Below are 13,978 nucleotides of genomic sequence, written 5' to 3'. Positions count from 1 at the left end.
CGCTCACGAGAAGATGTCCGTACCCATGCTGCGGCGGCCGCTGCGGCGCGGCTGGCTGCGCACGGACGGCACCTGCTTGCGCAGGCGGTACAGCAGTTCGCGCGTCGTGCGCTGCTGGAATTCAGGCTCCTCGTCCGGGTCGTCCGGCAGCTCGACGTCGGCCAGGTCGGCCGTGTTGCGGTATTCCGGGAACAGCTCGAGCAGCGAACGCTGCCAGCCATCCTCGCTGGCCTTGGCCAGGTCGACGGCCAGCGGCACGATGTCGCTGTCGGACGTCGTGTGCACGTTGATGTGCGGGCCGCGGTTGTTGATCTCGCCGGCCACCTCGAGGATCTCGCGCGGCGCCAGCGACCACACGATGGCGAACGCGGTCGCGCCGTAGTCGGTGGCCGACGCTTCGCTCAGCAGTTCGTGGCGGCGGTCCTCGTCGTCGGTCGCGTAGACGACGCCGTGCAGGTGGTTGAACAGGCCCTCGGCGATGCGCTCGGGATCGTCCTCGATCATGTCGTCCGGCCAGGTCGCGGCCAGGTAGGCCAGGCTCTCGGCCCAGGCCTTGGGCGGCACCAGCAGCGTCGCCAGCGAGGTCTTGGCGCCGTCGAAGCCGGCCAGGTGCAGCGCGGTGACCTGCGGCGGCAGCGTCGACAGCACCTCGGCCACGGCGTAGTCGCCATGCTCGTCGGCCGCCTGCGACAGCGCTTCCTCGGCGTGCTGCAGCGAACCGGCCAGCACCAGGTCGCCGACCTGCCTGGTCAGCGCCGGCAGGTTGGATTTGTTCTCGTCGCTCATTCGCGCTCGCCTCCATCCTGGTCGAACAGGCCGACGAAGTCGTCGCCGGCGGCGCCGGCCGCGGTTTCGTCCAGCTCGTCGTCGTCACCCTCGTCGTCGCGCGCCAGCTGGTCGAGCGACTGGTCGTCGTCTTCCCAGCGCGCCGGATTCTTGTACAGGAAGGCGGTGACGATGGCCTGGCGCGCCATCTCCGGGTGGTTGGCGCAGATCGCCTCGTACATGGCCTTGCCTTCCTCGTCGCCGTCGCAATTGGCCATCGAGAATACGTGGGCCGGATCGCCGCCCTCGTAGTCGTAGGCTTCGCGGATGAGGCCCTTGGGGTCGGTGAAGCGGATGCGGTCGACCAGGGCGAACGCCATCATGTTGACGTCGTCCAGGCCGTCGCCGCTGGCGTACTCGGACACGAGGGCCTGCACCATCGTGTCGTAGTTCTTGCGGTTGGGCGGATCGCCCAGCGTGCCTTCGATCTGGCCTTCCAGTTCGCGCGACTGGAAAGCGAATTCCGGATGTACTTTTTTCATGTTCGACTCGTATTCTGTTGATGTCTTGGGGGGCGCGGGTGGGCCTGCGCGGTCAAGCGGCAATCGTCACGCCGTTCAGCGCGAACAAGGAGCGCCACAGCTCGAATGCTTCCGCCTCGGCGTCGAGCACGATGCGGTGGTTCACGCTCTGGTCGTATTCGGCCCGCCTGGCCGGATCGGACAGCACCTCGTAGGCCTTGGTGACGGCCTTGAAGCGTGCTTCCGCGCCCGGCGCCTGGTTGCGGTCCGGGTGGTAGCGCATCGCCAGCGAGCGATATACCTTCTTGATGTCGTCGTCGGTGGCGTTCGGCGCGACGCCGAGGATCGCGTATAGATTTTCCACTTGGAACTCTCCGGCTGTGCCGAAAAAAAATGTCAATCCGAGATTATGCTATAGAAAGCGCCATCTTGACAGGTTCGCCATGGCCGCTCGCGCCTGCCGGAAGACGGGGCGCGTCCAGTATCCATCCTGGGTGGCGCGCCAAACCGTGCGCTTGCCCACATAGGCGGCCCGGTCCCGTGCATCTACGGTAAAATGCCTGGATATTACCTATCCAGAACTAGTTTCCATGAGCAACGACAAGAACTCCGCGGCGGCACCTGCGCCGTCGTCGAATTTCGTACGCGCGATCGTCGAATCCGATCTCGCGGCGGGCACCCATGCCCGCGCAGGCATGCCCCCGGTCATCACGCGCTTCCCGCCGGAGCCGAACGGCTACCTGCACGTGGGCCATGCCAAATCGATCTGCCTGAACTTCGGCCTGGCGCGCGACTACGCCGGCCGCTGCCACCTGCGCTTCGACGATACCAATCCCGAGAAGGAAGACCAGGAATATGTCGACACCATCATGGACAGCGTCAAGTGGCTGGGCTTCTCCTGGGAACAGGGCGGCCAGGAATACCTGCACTACGCCAGCGACTATTTCGACAAGCTGTACGAGATGGCCGAGTACCTGATCAAGGAAGGCAAGGCCTACGTCGACAGCCAGAGCGCCGAGGACATGGCGAAGAACCGCGGCAACTTCGGCACGCCGGGCACCAACTCGCCGTTCCGCAACCGCCCGGTGGAAGAATCGCTGCAACTGTTCCGCGACATGAAGGCCGGCAAGTACAAGGACGGCGAACACATCCTGCGCGCCAAGATGAGCGAGGACGCGATGGCCTCGCCCATCATGACGAACCGCGACCCGGCCCTGTACCGCATCCGCCATGCGCACCACCACCGCACCGGCGACACATGGTGCATCTACCCGATGTACGACTACACGCACCCGATCTCGGATGCGCTGGAAGACATCACGCATTCGCTGTGCACGCTGGAATTCACCGACCACCGCCCGTTCTACGACTGGCTCGTGGACACGCTGGCCGACGGCGGCTTCTTCACCCGCCCGGTACCGCGCCAGTACGAATTCTCGCGCCTGAACCTGACCTACGTCGTCACCTCCAAGCGCAAGCTGCGCCAGCTGGTCGACGAGCACATCGTCACGGGCTGGGACGACCCGCGCATGCCCACCATCGTCGGCCTGCGCCGCCGCGGCTACACGCCGGAATCGATCCAGCTGTTCTGCGAGCGCATCGGCGTGTCCAAGGTCGACGGCTGGATCGACATGAGCACGCTGGAAGGCGCGCTGCGCGACGACCTCGATCCGAAGGCACCGCGCGCGATCGCCGTGCTGCGTCCGCTCAAGCTGATCGTCGACAACTTCCCGGAAGGCGAAGTCGTCGAGTGCAGCGCGCCGGTCCACCCGCACCATCCGGAATGGGGCACCCGCTCCTTCCCGTTCACGAAGGAATTGTGGATCGAGCAGGAAGACTTCATGGAAGTGCCGACCAAGGGCTACCACCGCTTCACCCCGCCCACGGCCGACAAGCCGGGCGCGCGCGTGCGCCTGAAGTACGGCTTCGTGGTCGAGTGCACGGGCTTCGACAAGGACGAGAACGGCAACGTGACGGCCGTCCACGTGAACTATTTCGAGGATTCGAAATCGGGCACGCCGGGCGCCGACAACTACAAGGTCAAGGGCAACATCACCTGGGTCGGCGCCTCGCACGCGCTCGAAGCCGAGGTACGCCTGTACGACCGCCTGTTCACGGAACCGCAGCCGGATGCGGGCGGGCGCGACTTCAAGTCGGTGCTGAACCCGAACGCGCTGGAAACCGTCACGGCCTACCTGGAGCCGGGCCTGAAGGACGCCGTGGCCGACCAGCGCTTCCAGTTCGAGCGCCACGGCTATTTCGTCGCCGACCGCGTCGATTCCCAGCCGGGCAAGCCGGTGTTCAACCGCGTCACCACGCTCAAGGACAGCTGGGCCAAGTAAGTGAAGGTGGCGGGCAATCCGCCACCGTCGCCCCTGCCGCGCAGGGGCCACATGCGTATATTCTGCCGTTTGTCCCCACAACCCGTCTGATCTGCTAGGTCCCCCCCGCATCCAACTTGAGTAAGTTGATATGGATAAATACATCCGTCGGGGATTGCCATGTCTACGGTGCTGCGGGATGCCTTTTCCATCACCAAGGTCTCGTTCTGGATCGGCGCGCTGCTGTCCTCGCTGATCGGCAGTTCGCTGTACATCTTCACCCACCGCTCGATCGAGAGCGATGCGCGCGAGCGCTTCGCCAACCATGCGCGCTATGCGCAAAGCGTGATCGAGGTGCGCATCAAGTCGTACACGGACCTGCTGCGCAACACTGCCAGCGTGCTGCAGAGCTCCAGCCACGTCGACCACGACGAATTCCATGAGTACGTGCGCGGCCTGGCGCTGAGCGCGCATTTCCCGGCAGTCGACAACATCAATTTCGCGCGCCACGTGACCGAGCGCGACAGGCCCGCGCTGATGGAGCGCTGGCGGGCCGACATTCGCCGCCACCTGGGCCGCGACGAAACGCCCGTCGGCATCTCGCCGCCCGGCATCCGGTCCGAATACCTGATCGTGACCTATTACGAGCCCGATCCCGGGCACTCCCGGCTGTTCGGCATCGACCTGCTTGCCAATCCCTACTTCGGCACGCAATTGCTGCAGTCGCGCGACGAGGGCACGATCGTGGTAACGGGCTCGCCGATCCCGCTGCTGTCCAGGCCCAACGACATCTTCCTCGGCATGCGCCTGCCGGTCTACCGCCATGGGATGCCGCGCGATACGGTCGAGCAGCGCCGCGCGGCGTACGACGGCTCGATCGGCATCGCCTTCAGCCTGCCCAAGCTGCTGCATGGCGCCATGGACGAAATCCCCCTGTCCGGCATGCGCATGACACTGCTCGACACCGGACAGAAACTCGAGGCCGACGGCTGGCACATGAACGCCCCGCCGATGACGCTGTTCGACAGCCACGGCACCAATGCCACGCCCAGGCCCGCCCTCGAGCGGGGCGACGATATCTTCTCGACCTCGCTGCCGCTGGACTACAACGGCCGCCCGTGGAAGACCGTCTACAGCGTGCCCAAGGCGGCGCTGTACACGGAATTCGACGCCTACTATCCGAAGCTGATGATGGCCTTCGGCTTCCTCGGCTCGATCCTGCTGTATGCGCTCCTGTACATCCTGACCTCGTCGCGCCGCGCCGCCCTCGTGCTGGCCCGCGAAATGACGAGCGAACTGCGCGAGAGCCAGAGCAAGCTGCAGCTGTCGCACTACAAGCTGCGGCGCCTGGCCGACCACGCGTACCAGATCAAGGAATTGGAGCGCAAGCGCATCGCGCGCGAGATCCACGACGACCTCGGCCAGAACCTGCTGGCGCTGCGCATCGAGACGGAACTGCTGGCCACGCGCACCAAGGGCTCGCACGGCATCCTGCACAAACGCGCCCGCGCCACGCTGCTGCAGCTCGACACCACGATCAAGAGCGTGCGCCAGATCATCAACGACCTGCGCCCTACCGTGCTCGACCTGGGCCTGTCGGCCGCCGTGGAATGGCAGGTCAACCAGTTCCAGCGCCGCACCGGCATCCGCTGCGAGGTGCACGACGACCATGGCGACATCGCCCTGCCCGACCATTGCGCCACCGCGTTCTTCCGCATCCTGCAGGAATCCCTGACCAATATCGTGCGCCATGCGAACGCCACCGAGGTCAGGGTCGAGTTGCGCCTGAACGGCGACTGGCTGTCGCTGACGGTCAAGGACAACGGCGTGGGCCTGCCGCCGGGCGGACACAACAAGTTCGGCTCCTTCGGCCTCGTCGGCATCGAGGAACGCATCGTCATCCTGGGCGGCACCTGCGCCGTGTTCAGCGAGCCGGACGGCGGGACGACGGTGATGGTGTCGGCGCCGGTGATCGGCGCGGCCGAGCCGCCGGTGTATCCGCAACACGAGTTCAAGTCCGGCTCGGCCGTGATTTGAAACCGTCCGGGCCCGAATATTGACCAATCGCAAGTATTCCACTAGTTGGCTCAACTACATTGAGCACAGGTAATGCAGGTCAAGGACAAGTTTTATTCTTGCTGCTTGGAAATGGCGGAATACGTCGGAAACCCGCAATACCGCAACCATCACTAGGAAGCAGTACACAACGACATCACCACTACGATGAGGATGACCATGAAAGCCAACATTTCGCTGACCGCGGTAATGGAACTCGACCTGGAACCGATCAAGGCCAAGCTGATGCATGTCGCATCGGGCGAAGGCTGGAGCCGGGAGAAGGCGGATGCCGTCGAAAAGGAATACCGGCGTTTCCTGTGCCTGATGAAGCTGTATCCGCATGAGGAGACGGCGCCACTGGCCGACGTCGATACCTTCTGGCACTACCACATCCTCGACACGATGAAGTACGCCCAGGATTGCGAACAGGTCTTCGGCTACTTCCTGCACCATTACCCGTACGTGGGCATGCGCGGCGGCGACGACGCGCAGTTCCGCCTCGACAGCGGCGAACGCATGCGTACCCTGTACGAAGCGACGTTCGGCGAAGCCTATCCGGCCATGCGCGCGAAGACGGCGTTCTGCGGCGGCCCGGTTCCGAACGGGGAGGCGGTGGCGCTGTCGTTCTGCGGCGGTCCCGTTCCGAACGATCGCAAGGCAGCGGCGGTGGCGTTCTGCGGCGGTCCCGTCCCGAACGATCGCAAGGCGGCGGCGCTGGCGTTCTGCGGCGGTCCCGTCCCGAACGATCGCAACGCAGCGGCAATCGCATTCTGCGGCGGTCCCGTCCCGAACGGCGCGTCGACGGGATTCGCACTGCGCGCCGCCCCGGCCGTGCGCGACATCCGCATCGAGAACGGCGCCATCACCTGGCAGGCCAGCGCCTGACCGGCAGGACGCCGGCGCGCTTGCGTCCGAGCCCGTGCCGTTCGCGGCACGGGCGTTTTCGTATCAGGCGGGCAGCGCTTCTTTCCCGGCGCCGTCGCGCACCATCAGCGCGCGCAGTTCGCGGATGCTGTAGTCGGACACTTCGTGCATGCGCAGCAGGATGGTGGCCCCGATCGGCAGCGTGTTGTGGCGGATCTTGCTGATCACCGGCGGAGCGACTTCGAGCACGCGCGACAGGGCGGCATCGTTCTTGAGCGACAGTTTCTTGATGATGGCGTCGAGCACCCGGTTCGGGTCATACTCGGCGCCGGTCGGAATACGGCGGATAGGCATGATCTTCTTTCAAAAATAACAATCCATGAACTATTTTTCATCACCCAGTCCGGGTATGAAAAATACGCTAGTTTGGGAAATAACCTTGTATTTGTATGGTCGCTCTACGGCGTTCCCGAATGATACATGGATCAATTATTATTTGCTTAAGCCGGCCTTATTTCCCCCGCCCCTTTTCCGCTTTGTCAAGCCTTTACATGCAATCGTGCGGCCGCCTGTACCACCGCTTCCACACGCGGATGCAGCAGCCGTACGCGCAGCTCGCGCAGGCGGCTATTGTCGAGCCGGCGCGATTCCGACATGAAGGACAGCTGCACCGGCGTCACCACCCGCTCCAGCTCGGCACGCCCCAGGCGCGGGGGCCGCGCCAGCCCGAAGGCGTCGGCCACCAGGTCGAAGTACGCGCCCATCTTCATGTGCGTGTCGTCGCTGGCGTTGTAGGCGCGGCTTGGCTTGCCGTGCCGCAGCGCCGCCAGCGCCAGCCGCGCCAGGTCGTCCGCGTGGATGTGGTTGGTGTACACGTCGTCGTCCGCGGCCAGCGCCGGCGTGCCGCGCTGCAGGCGCTCGAGCGGCAGGCGGTCGGCCGCGTAGATGCCGGGCGCGCGCAGGATCGTCACCCGGCCGCGCGCGGCCAGCGTCCAGGCGCGCAGCACCCGTTCGGCATCGACGCGGCGCGCGGCGCGCGCATTGCGCGGCGCTACCGGCGTCGTTTCCGGCGTCAGGCGCCCGCCGCGGTCGCCGTAGACCCCGCTGGTGCTGACATAAACCACCTGGGCCCCCTCGGGTAGAATGGCGGTCAAATTGCGCGTGCGCACGTCGAGCGCGCCCTGCGGCTGCGGCGGCGCCAGGTGTACCACGCGGCGCGCGAGGCCGGCCAGGCGGGCCAGCGTGCGCGGCCGGTCGAGGTCGGCGACGACGGGAATCGCCCCGGCGGCGCGCAGCTCGGCGCAGCGTCCGGGTTGGCTGGTGAGCGCGAACACGCGGTAGCGCGCCGTGAGCAGCGGCAGCAGGCGCATGCCGACGTCGCCGCAGCCGACCACCAGCAGGCGCGGCTTGCCGAGGTGCGGCCTGCCGAAACGCGGCTTATCCGATTTCAGATCATATTGAGTATTCATTCGAGGATTGTATGACGTTCCAGATCACTGTCCAGCCCAGCGGCCACCACTTCGACTGCGAGGCGGACGACACCGTGCTCGGCGCGGCCATCCGCGCCGGCATCGGCCTGCCCTACGGCTGCAAGAACGGCGCCTGCGGTTCCTGCAAGGGCAAGGTCGTCGAGGGCACGGTGCACCACAAGCCGCACCAGGCGCGCGCCCTGACGGACCAGGAAAAGCTGCAAGGCTATGCGCTGTTCTGCTGCGCCGTGCCGGAAGGCCCCTTGACCATCGAGGCGCGCGAAGTGGGCGGCAGCAGCGAGTACCCGCTGCGCAAGATGCCCACGCGCGTGCAGTCGATCCGCCGCGCCGCGCCGGACGTCGCCATCCTCACGCTGCAACTGCCGGCCAACGAGGCGCTGGCCTACCGCGCCGGCCAGTACGTCGAATTCATGCTCAAGGACGGCAAGCGCCGCGCCTACAGCATCGCCGTGGCGCCCTCCTTCAGCGGCCCGCTGGAACTGCACATCCGCCACCTGCCCGGCGGCCTGTTCACCGACCACGTGTTCGGCGCCATGAAGGAACGCGACATCCTGCGTTTCGAAGGCCCGCTGGGCACCTTCTTCCTGCGCGAGGATTCGGACAAGCCCATCGTGCTGCTGGCCTCGGGCACGGGCTTCGCGCCCGTCAAGGCGCTGGTCGAGCACATGATCCACCTGAAGTCGGAGCGCAAGGTCGCCCTGTACTGGGGCGGCCGGCGCCCGCAGGACCTGTACATGCACGAACTGTGCGAGCAATGGGCGCGCGAGCTGCCCTGGCTGACCTACGTGCCCGTGGTCTCGGACGCGCTGCCGGAAGACGGCTGGAGCGGCCGCACCGGCTGGGTCCACGCGGCCGTGATGCAGGACATCCCCGACCTGTCGCAGCACCAGGTGTATGCCTGCGGCGCGCCCGTCATGGTCGATGCCGCGCGCACCGAGTACGTGGCGCATTGCGGCCTGCCCGCGGAAGAGTTCTACGCCGACGCCTTCACTACCGAGGCCGACCTGGCGTCGTAGGCGGGAGAGTGTCAAGACAGCATATATTCGGCATATAGGGCACAATGAAGGTTGCTTTTCTACCAGCACCCTTTTGCGCTGTATTGCGCCCTGTATTTCGTCCGAATCCTGCCCGTCCATGCCATCGCCCTCGCCTTCAGGCGGCCTTGCCGTCCTGCGCAACCGTAACGTCTCCTTCTACCTGTCGTCCCGCTTCCTCGGCACGCTCGCCGTCCAGATGCAGAGCGTCGCCGTCGGCTGGCAGGTGTACCAGATCACCGGCAGCCTGTTCGACCTGGGCCTCATCGGCCTGGCCCAGTTCGCGCCCTTCCTCGTGCTGATCCTGTGGGCCGGCCACGTGGCCGACACCCACAACCGCCGCAACATCGTCATGCTGTGCCTGGCCACGCAGCTGCTGTGCAGCCTGCTGCTGGTGGCGTTCACGCTGTCCGGCAGCAAGGTCGTCTGGCCCGTGTTCGCCGTGCTGGTGCTGTACGGCAGCGCGCGCGCCTTCATGATGCCCGCCTCCCAGGCCGTGCTGCGCAACCTGGTGCCCAACCACGAATTCTCGCAGGCGGTGGCCCTGAGCTCCTCGAGCATGCAGGTGGCGACGATCGCCGGCCCCGTGGTCGGCGGCCTGCTGTACGTGCTCGGGCCGAACGTCGTGTACACGGTGTCGAGCGTGCTGCTGGCGCTGTCGGTGCTGCTCATGTCCGGTACCCACAGCGCCCAGCAGGCCCGCGCCAAGGCGCCGGTCAGCTGGAACACGCTGCTGGAAGGCCTGCGCTTCGTGTGGTCGCGCCCGATCGTGCTGGGCGCGATCTCGCTCGACCTGTTCGCCGTGCTGTTCGGCGGCGTCACCGCCCTGCTGCCCGCCTACGCGCACGACGTGCTGCATGCGGGTCCCGAACTGCTGGGCCTGTTGCGCACGGCGCCGGGCGCCGGCGCCGCGCTGTGCTCGATCGCGCTGGCCTTCTATCCGATCACGCGCCGGGTCGGCGCCTGGATGTTCGGCGGTGTCGCCCTGTACGGCCTGGCCACCGTCACGATGGGCCTGGTGCACAGCTTCCCCATCGCGCTGGCGGCGCTGTTCCTGCTCGGCGCCGGCGACATGATCAGCGTGTATATCCGCCATTTGCTGGTCCAGTACGAGACGCCGGACGAGATCCGCGGCCGCGTGAGCGCCGTGAGCGCGGTGTTCATCGGCGCGTCCAACGAGCTGGGCGAATTCGAATCGGGCGTGACGGCGAGCTGGTTCCGCCTCGTCCCCGCGATCATCTTCGGCGGCGTGGCCACGCTGGTCGTCACCGCGACCTGGATGAAGCTGTTCCCCGTGCTGTCGCGCATGGACCGCTTCCCGCACCACGAAGCCGAGGAAGCGGCGCGGGCCAAGGCGCAATAGCCATGGGACGGCATCGCCATCACGGCTCGCGCCCCGCGCGCTTCGTGCGCGCCCGTCCGCACCTGGTGCTGGGCGTCGTGTTCGGGCTCGCGGTCGCGCTGCTGCTGCCGGGCAGCCACCCGTGGGTGTGGCGCGCGCTGGTCGGCTGGAACAGCGGGGTCTGGACCTATCTCGCCAGCATGGCGTGGATGATGGCGCGCGCCGACCACCGCCAGGTGCGCGCCGTCGCCGAGCGCCAGGACGAAAGCGCGCGCGCGGTGCTGACGGCGATGGTGCTGGGCGCCATATTGAGCCTGTACGCCATCGTCACCGAACTGGCGCGCATGGGCAAGATAAGTCCCGACGAGGCGGCGCTGCACTACGCGTTCACGGTGCTGACCGTGATCGGCTCCTGGCTGCTGGTGGGCGTGCTGTTCGCGCTGCACTACGGCCACCTGTACTACTGCAGCGAGGATGCGGGCGGCCCGCCGCTGCGCTTTCCCGACGATGCCCTCGAGCCGAACTACTGGGACTTCCTGTATTTTTCCTTCACCATCTCGGTGGCCGTGCAGACGTCCGACGTGAGCATCCGTTCGCGCCCGATGCGCAAGCTGGTGCTGGGCCACTCGGTGCTGGCCTTTTTCTTCAACCTCGTCATCCTTGGCTTGTCGATCAATATCGCGGCCAGCGTGGTAAATAATTAAAGCGGGTATGTGTTGAGGACTTGAAAAACTGCGTGCGCTGGCCCACATGAATTCTCATGCAGGACGTGTAAGATCGTTCCAACGATTCACTACTTGGAGGAATTCATGGAAATCAATATCAACACCGACAACACCATCGACCGCCACCAGGGCCTGGACGAACGCGTCCGCAGCAACGTCGAAGCTTCGATAGGCCGCTTCGGCGAGCACGTGCGCCGCGTCGACGTCCACCTGAGCAACGAGAACAGCCAGAAACACGAAGACGGCAGCAACTACTGCATGATGGAAGCGCGCGTCTCCGGCTATGCGCCGGTGGTCGTGCACGCCCATGCGCAGAACCTGGACATGTCGATCTCCCAGGCCGCCGACAAGCTCAAGCGTGCGCTGGACAGCGCCCTCGGCCGCCTGAACGACAAGAAGATGCGCGAGCCGATCCCGGCGGACCTGCTGCCGGAGCCCGAGTCCGACAAGAACCTCACCAGCGGCCTGTAATCGCCCCCTCCGCCACCCCTGCCCGGGCAGGGGCGGCATGGCTTACTCCAGCATGGCGCGCAGTCCGCGCAGATAGCGCAAGCCATCGAGCGCACGGCTGCCGTACCACGACATCATCTCGCCATCGACGAGCAGCACGGGAAGACCAAGCTGCTTTTCCAGTGCGTCCGCATGCGCTTGCGTGAAGCGGTAAGGCTCCGTCGACAGCAGCACCGCATCGAGGCCGTCGGCCAGTTCCTGCGACCAGGCGAAGCGCGGATAGCGCTCGCCCCCCAGCACCGGCACGCTCCAGCCGATCTCGGCCAGCATCGCGGCGATGTAGGTGCCCTGCGACACCGCCATCCACGGATCCTGCCAGATGCAGTACAACACCGTGCGCGCGGGTGCGCGCGGCATGGCGCGCAGGCGCGCGTACTCGTCCTCGAACGCGGCGCACCAGCGCGCGGCGGCCTCGCGGGCGCCGAACAGCGCACCCATCAGCCGGGCCAGCGCCAGGTTGTCGCGCGGGGCGTTCGGGTGGGTGACGACGACGTGCGGGACGAAGGCCGCCAGGGCGTCCACGGTCGGCTTCTCGTTCTCGTCGATGTTGACGACGACGTGGGTCGGCGCCAGGCGCCGGATCTTCTCGATGTTCACGTCCTTGGTGCCGCCCACCTTGGGAATGGCGGCTACCGTCTCGCGCGGATGGATGCAGAAGCCCGTGCGGCCGACGAGGCGCGGCGCCAAGCCCAGCGTGCACAGCAGTTCGGTGATCGACGGGACCAGGCAGACGATGCGCGCCTCGGGCGCGGGCACGTGGCGCCGGCCGAGGGCATCGACCAGCGCGTCGTCGGCGGCGTCGGAAGTGTCGTTGGAAGCGTTCATCCCGCCATTCAACCACCGTTCTCCGCCCTGCGCCAGATGCCGTGCCGTATGTCCATGAGGTATGATGCGGAGTCGTCAATATAGCTTAGTTTCCGAAAGTCAACTAGAGAGTCAGCCCAGTCTATGCACGCCAACGGCACCTTCGGTGCGTCCCGCTACCATGTCGCTGATCTCGAGCTGTTCCGCGGCATCGACACCCCGGCCGTCGCCGCCGAACTGGCGGGCTGCGCCGTCGTGCGCGTCGCCAGGGGCGAGGCCGTCGAGGATGGCTTGCGCGCCCGCCTGTACATCGTGCTGTCCGGCGAGCTCGGCGTGGAAGCGCCGGCGACGATGGGCGAAGGCGGCGTCGAACACGTACTGCCCGGCGAGAGCGTGGGCGAGCAATCGGTGCTGGACGATGCCGCCAACCTGGCCGCGATGGTCGCGCTGGAGGACAGCGAACTGCTCGTCATCGAGCCCGAGCTCGTGTGGCAATTGATCGAGCGCCACCACGGCGTCGCGCGCAACCTGCTGCGCCTCTTGTCCTTCCGCATCCGTGCCGCCAATGCCCTGTTGCGGCGGCGCCAGAAGCTGGGCGAGTTCTACCGCCAGATGTCGTTCAACGACGCCTTGACGGGCCTGTACAACCGCGCCTGGCTGAACGACATGCTGCCCAAGCTGGTGGCCCGCGCCAGCCAGGACGGCGCCCCGCTGTCGCTGGTGATGATCGACCTGGACCACTTCAAGCGCTTCAACGACACCCACGGCCACATCGCCGGCGACGGCGCGCTGGTCGCGGCGGCCGGGGCGATCCGCGCGGCGCTGCGGCCCACCGATTTCGCCGTGCGCTACGGCGGCGAGGAACTGGCGGCGATCCTGCCCGACACGCCGCGCGAGCTGGCCATCATGGTGGCCGAACGCCTGTGCGCGCGCATGCGCGACGCCGTCGTGTTCGGCGACATGCGCCAGCCGCTGCCGCACATCACGGGCTCGTTCGGCGTGGCCACGCTGGCCGCCGGCCAGGACGAACGCGCCCTCGTCGAGGCCGCCGATGCCGCCCTGTACCGGGCCAAGGAAGCTGGGCGCGACCGCATCGCCGTGTAGTCGTTCGCCATTCGGCATTGACGGACTGCTGGGCCGTACCGGGGCGCCGCGTTAGAATGGCGGCTTGCAATTTTCCAGGCAGCGCAGCACCGACATGAGCAACCATACCTTCCTCTTTCATTTATCGACCTATTGTCAAGTGTAAACAGACAAGAGGCACTGGATATCAAAGCGAAAGCGATCCATGAGTCCTAAAACTTGTCATTTTTGTAAACAATATAGGTGTTTTTTCTGAACGCCACGAGTTGTTTACACTTTTGGCGCGGCTGAAGATCAGTGGCCTCAACTTGACAATACAATGTCGACGTAGCGTAAGGGCGCGTTAGTACGCTGGTCGATACTAGTAGAGGCGCCGGCGACACCATTTCATGGACATGCTGCTAAACCTCTGCTTGCACCCGTCCGAGAAAACAACGCTAATATGCCAATACCCGTGACCG

At 66.0% G+C, this 13,978-nt stretch carries 14 protein-coding genes; 8 read left to right on the top strand and 6 right to left on the bottom strand.

Features of this window, described 5'->3' with window-relative positions; genetic code table 11:
• Positions 1-3: 3 nt before the first annotated feature.
• Genes QPK32_RS08810 through QPK32_RS08800 form a run of 3 tightly spaced genes read right to left on the bottom strand, consistent with a single transcriptional unit; the run spans position 4 to position 1,650 of the window.
• Positions 4-786 (bottom strand): hypothetical protein, encoded by a 783-nt coding sequence (locus tag QPK32_RS08810; protein WP_290412420.1) that lies wholly within the window; start codon positions 784-786, stop codon positions 4-6.
• Positions 783-1,307: a hypothetical protein gene (locus QPK32_RS08805; RefSeq protein ID WP_290412419.1), complete on the bottom strand. Its 525-nt coding sequence runs from the start codon at positions 1,305-1,307 to the stop codon at positions 783-785. Before QPK32_RS08805 ends, QPK32_RS08810 begins: the two co-directional genes overlap by 4 nt.
• Positions 1,308-1,359: 52 nt before the next feature.
• Positions 1,360-1,650: a DnaJ domain-containing protein gene (locus QPK32_RS08800; protein ID WP_290412418.1), complete on the bottom strand. Its 291-nt coding sequence runs from the start codon at positions 1,648-1,650 to the stop codon at positions 1,360-1,362.
• 226 nt (positions 1,651-1,876) lie between these two features.
• Here QPK32_RS08800 and QPK32_RS08795 point away from each other — a divergent pair, with 226 nt between their 5' ends.
• From QPK32_RS08795 to QPK32_RS08785, 3 genes are all read left to right on the top strand, one after another.
• Positions 1,877-3,628 (top strand): glutamine--tRNA ligase/YqeY domain fusion protein, encoded by a 1,752-nt coding sequence (locus QPK32_RS08795; protein ID WP_290412417.1) that lies wholly within the window; start codon positions 1,877-1,879, stop codon positions 3,626-3,628.
• Positions 3,629-3,787: 159 nt separating this feature from the next.
• Positions 3,788-5,644, top strand: coding sequence for a CHASE domain-containing protein (locus QPK32_RS08790; protein WP_290412416.1), 1,857 nt, complete (start codon positions 3,788-3,790; stop codon positions 5,642-5,644).
• Between the two features lie 198 nt (positions 5,645-5,842).
• The gene (locus QPK32_RS08785; RefSeq protein ID WP_290412415.1) at positions 5,843-6,550 is read left to right on the top strand and encodes a hypothetical protein; all 708 of its coding nucleotides are present in this window, start codon (positions 5,843-5,845) and stop codon (positions 6,548-6,550) included.
• Positions 6,551-6,613: 63 nt separating this feature from the next.
• On the opposite strand, the gene QPK32_RS08780 is transcribed toward QPK32_RS08785, so the two are convergent.
• Positions 6,614-6,883 carry a hypothetical protein gene (locus QPK32_RS08780; protein ID WP_290412414.1) on the bottom strand — a complete coding sequence of 90 codons (270 nt, stop codon included), beginning with the start codon at positions 6,881-6,883 and terminating at the stop codon, positions 6,614-6,616.
• Between the two features lie 185 nt (positions 6,884-7,068).
• The gene (locus QPK32_RS08775) at positions 7,069-7,998 is read right to left on the bottom strand and encodes an NAD-dependent epimerase/dehydratase family protein (RefSeq protein ID WP_290412413.1); all 930 of its coding nucleotides are present in this window, start codon (positions 7,996-7,998) and stop codon (positions 7,069-7,071) included.
• 11 nt (positions 7,999-8,009) lie between these two features.
• Here QPK32_RS08775 and QPK32_RS08770 point away from each other — a divergent pair, with 11 nt between their 5' ends.
• The 4 genes from QPK32_RS08770 (at position 8,010) to QPK32_RS08755 (ending at position 11,591) form a co-directional block, all read left to right on the top strand.
• Complete coding sequence (locus QPK32_RS08770) at positions 8,010-9,035, top strand: CDP-6-deoxy-delta-3,4-glucoseen reductase (protein ID WP_290412412.1); 1,026 nt, start codon at positions 8,010-8,012, stop codon at positions 9,033-9,035.
• Between the two features lie 118 nt (positions 9,036-9,153).
• Complete coding sequence (locus QPK32_RS08765) at positions 9,154-10,416, top strand: MFS transporter (protein WP_290412411.1); 1,263 nt, start codon at positions 9,154-9,156, stop codon at positions 10,414-10,416.
• A 2-nt stretch (positions 10,417-10,418) separates the two neighbouring features.
• Positions 10,419-11,099 (top strand): DUF1345 domain-containing protein, encoded by a 681-nt coding sequence (locus QPK32_RS08760; RefSeq protein ID WP_290412410.1) that lies wholly within the window; start codon positions 10,419-10,421, stop codon positions 11,097-11,099.
• Between the two features lie 105 nt (positions 11,100-11,204).
• Positions 11,205-11,591, top strand: coding sequence for an HPF/RaiA family ribosome-associated protein (locus QPK32_RS08755; RefSeq protein ID WP_290412409.1), 387 nt, complete (start codon positions 11,205-11,207; stop codon positions 11,589-11,591).
• A gap of 42 nt (positions 11,592-11,633) precedes the next feature.
• On the opposite strand, the gene QPK32_RS08750 is transcribed toward QPK32_RS08755, so the two are convergent.
• Positions 11,634-12,455 carry a helical backbone metal receptor gene (locus tag QPK32_RS08750; protein ID WP_290412408.1) on the bottom strand — a complete coding sequence of 274 codons (822 nt, stop codon included), beginning with the start codon at positions 12,453-12,455 and terminating at the stop codon, positions 11,634-11,636.
• Positions 12,456-12,578: 123 nt separating this feature from the next.
• Here QPK32_RS08750 and QPK32_RS08745 point away from each other — a divergent pair, with 123 nt between their 5' ends.
• The gene (locus QPK32_RS08745; RefSeq protein WP_290412407.1) at positions 12,579-13,538 is read left to right on the top strand and encodes a GGDEF domain-containing protein; all 960 of its coding nucleotides are present in this window, start codon (positions 12,579-12,581) and stop codon (positions 13,536-13,538) included.
• The last annotated feature ends 440 nt before the right edge of the window (positions 13,539-13,978 follow it).

It is taken from the genome of Massilia sp. YIM B02763, assembly GCF_030412015.1.
Taxonomy (GTDB): Bacteria; Pseudomonadota; Gammaproteobacteria; order Burkholderiales; family Burkholderiaceae_D; genus Telluria.
The sequence above is the reverse complement of the archived record's forward strand: the minus strand, read 5'-3'. Positions and strand labels throughout refer to the sequence as shown.

Excerpts from the sequence above, each read along its gene's own strand:
- QPK32_RS08790 (WP_290412416.1), top strand. The coding sequence starts at position 3,788 with ATGTCTACGGTGCTGCGGGATGCCTTTTCCATCACCAAGGTCTCGTTC.
- QPK32_RS08765 (WP_290412411.1), top strand. The coding sequence starts at position 9,154 with ATGCCATCGCCCTCGCCTTCAGGCGGCCTTGCCGTCCTGCGCAACCGT.
- QPK32_RS08805 (WP_290412419.1), bottom strand. The coding sequence starts at position 1,307 with ATGAAAAAAGTACATCCGGAATTCGCTTTCCAGTCGCGCGAACTGGAA.
- QPK32_RS08780 (WP_290412414.1), bottom strand. The coding sequence starts at position 6,883 with ATGCCTATCCGCCGTATTCCGACCGGCGCCGAGTATGACCCGAACCGG.
- QPK32_RS08785 (WP_290412415.1), top strand. The coding sequence starts at position 5,843 with ATGAAAGCCAACATTTCGCTGACCGCGGTAATGGAACTCGACCTGGAA.
- QPK32_RS08755 (WP_290412409.1), top strand. The coding sequence starts at position 11,205 with ATGGAAATCAATATCAACACCGACAACACCATCGACCGCCACCAGGGC.
- QPK32_RS08750 (WP_290412408.1), bottom strand. The coding sequence starts at position 12,455 with ATGAACGCTTCCAACGACACTTCCGACGCCGCCGACGACGCGCTGGTC.
- QPK32_RS08745 (WP_290412407.1), top strand. The coding sequence starts at position 12,579 with ATGCACGCCAACGGCACCTTCGGTGCGTCCCGCTACCATGTCGCTGAT.
- QPK32_RS08770 (WP_290412412.1), top strand. The coding sequence starts at position 8,010 with ATGACGTTCCAGATCACTGTCCAGCCCAGCGGCCACCACTTCGACTGC.
- QPK32_RS08760 (WP_290412410.1), top strand. The coding sequence starts at position 10,419 with ATGGGACGGCATCGCCATCACGGCTCGCGCCCCGCGCGCTTCGTGCGC.
- QPK32_RS08810 (WP_290412420.1), bottom strand. The coding sequence starts at position 786 with ATGAGCGACGAGAACAAATCCAACCTGCCGGCGCTGACCAGGCAGGTC.
- QPK32_RS08775 (WP_290412413.1), bottom strand. The coding sequence starts at position 7,998 with ATGAATACTCAATATGATCTGAAATCGGATAAGCCGCGTTTCGGCAGG.
- QPK32_RS08795 (WP_290412417.1), top strand. The coding sequence starts at position 1,877 with ATGAGCAACGACAAGAACTCCGCGGCGGCACCTGCGCCGTCGTCGAAT.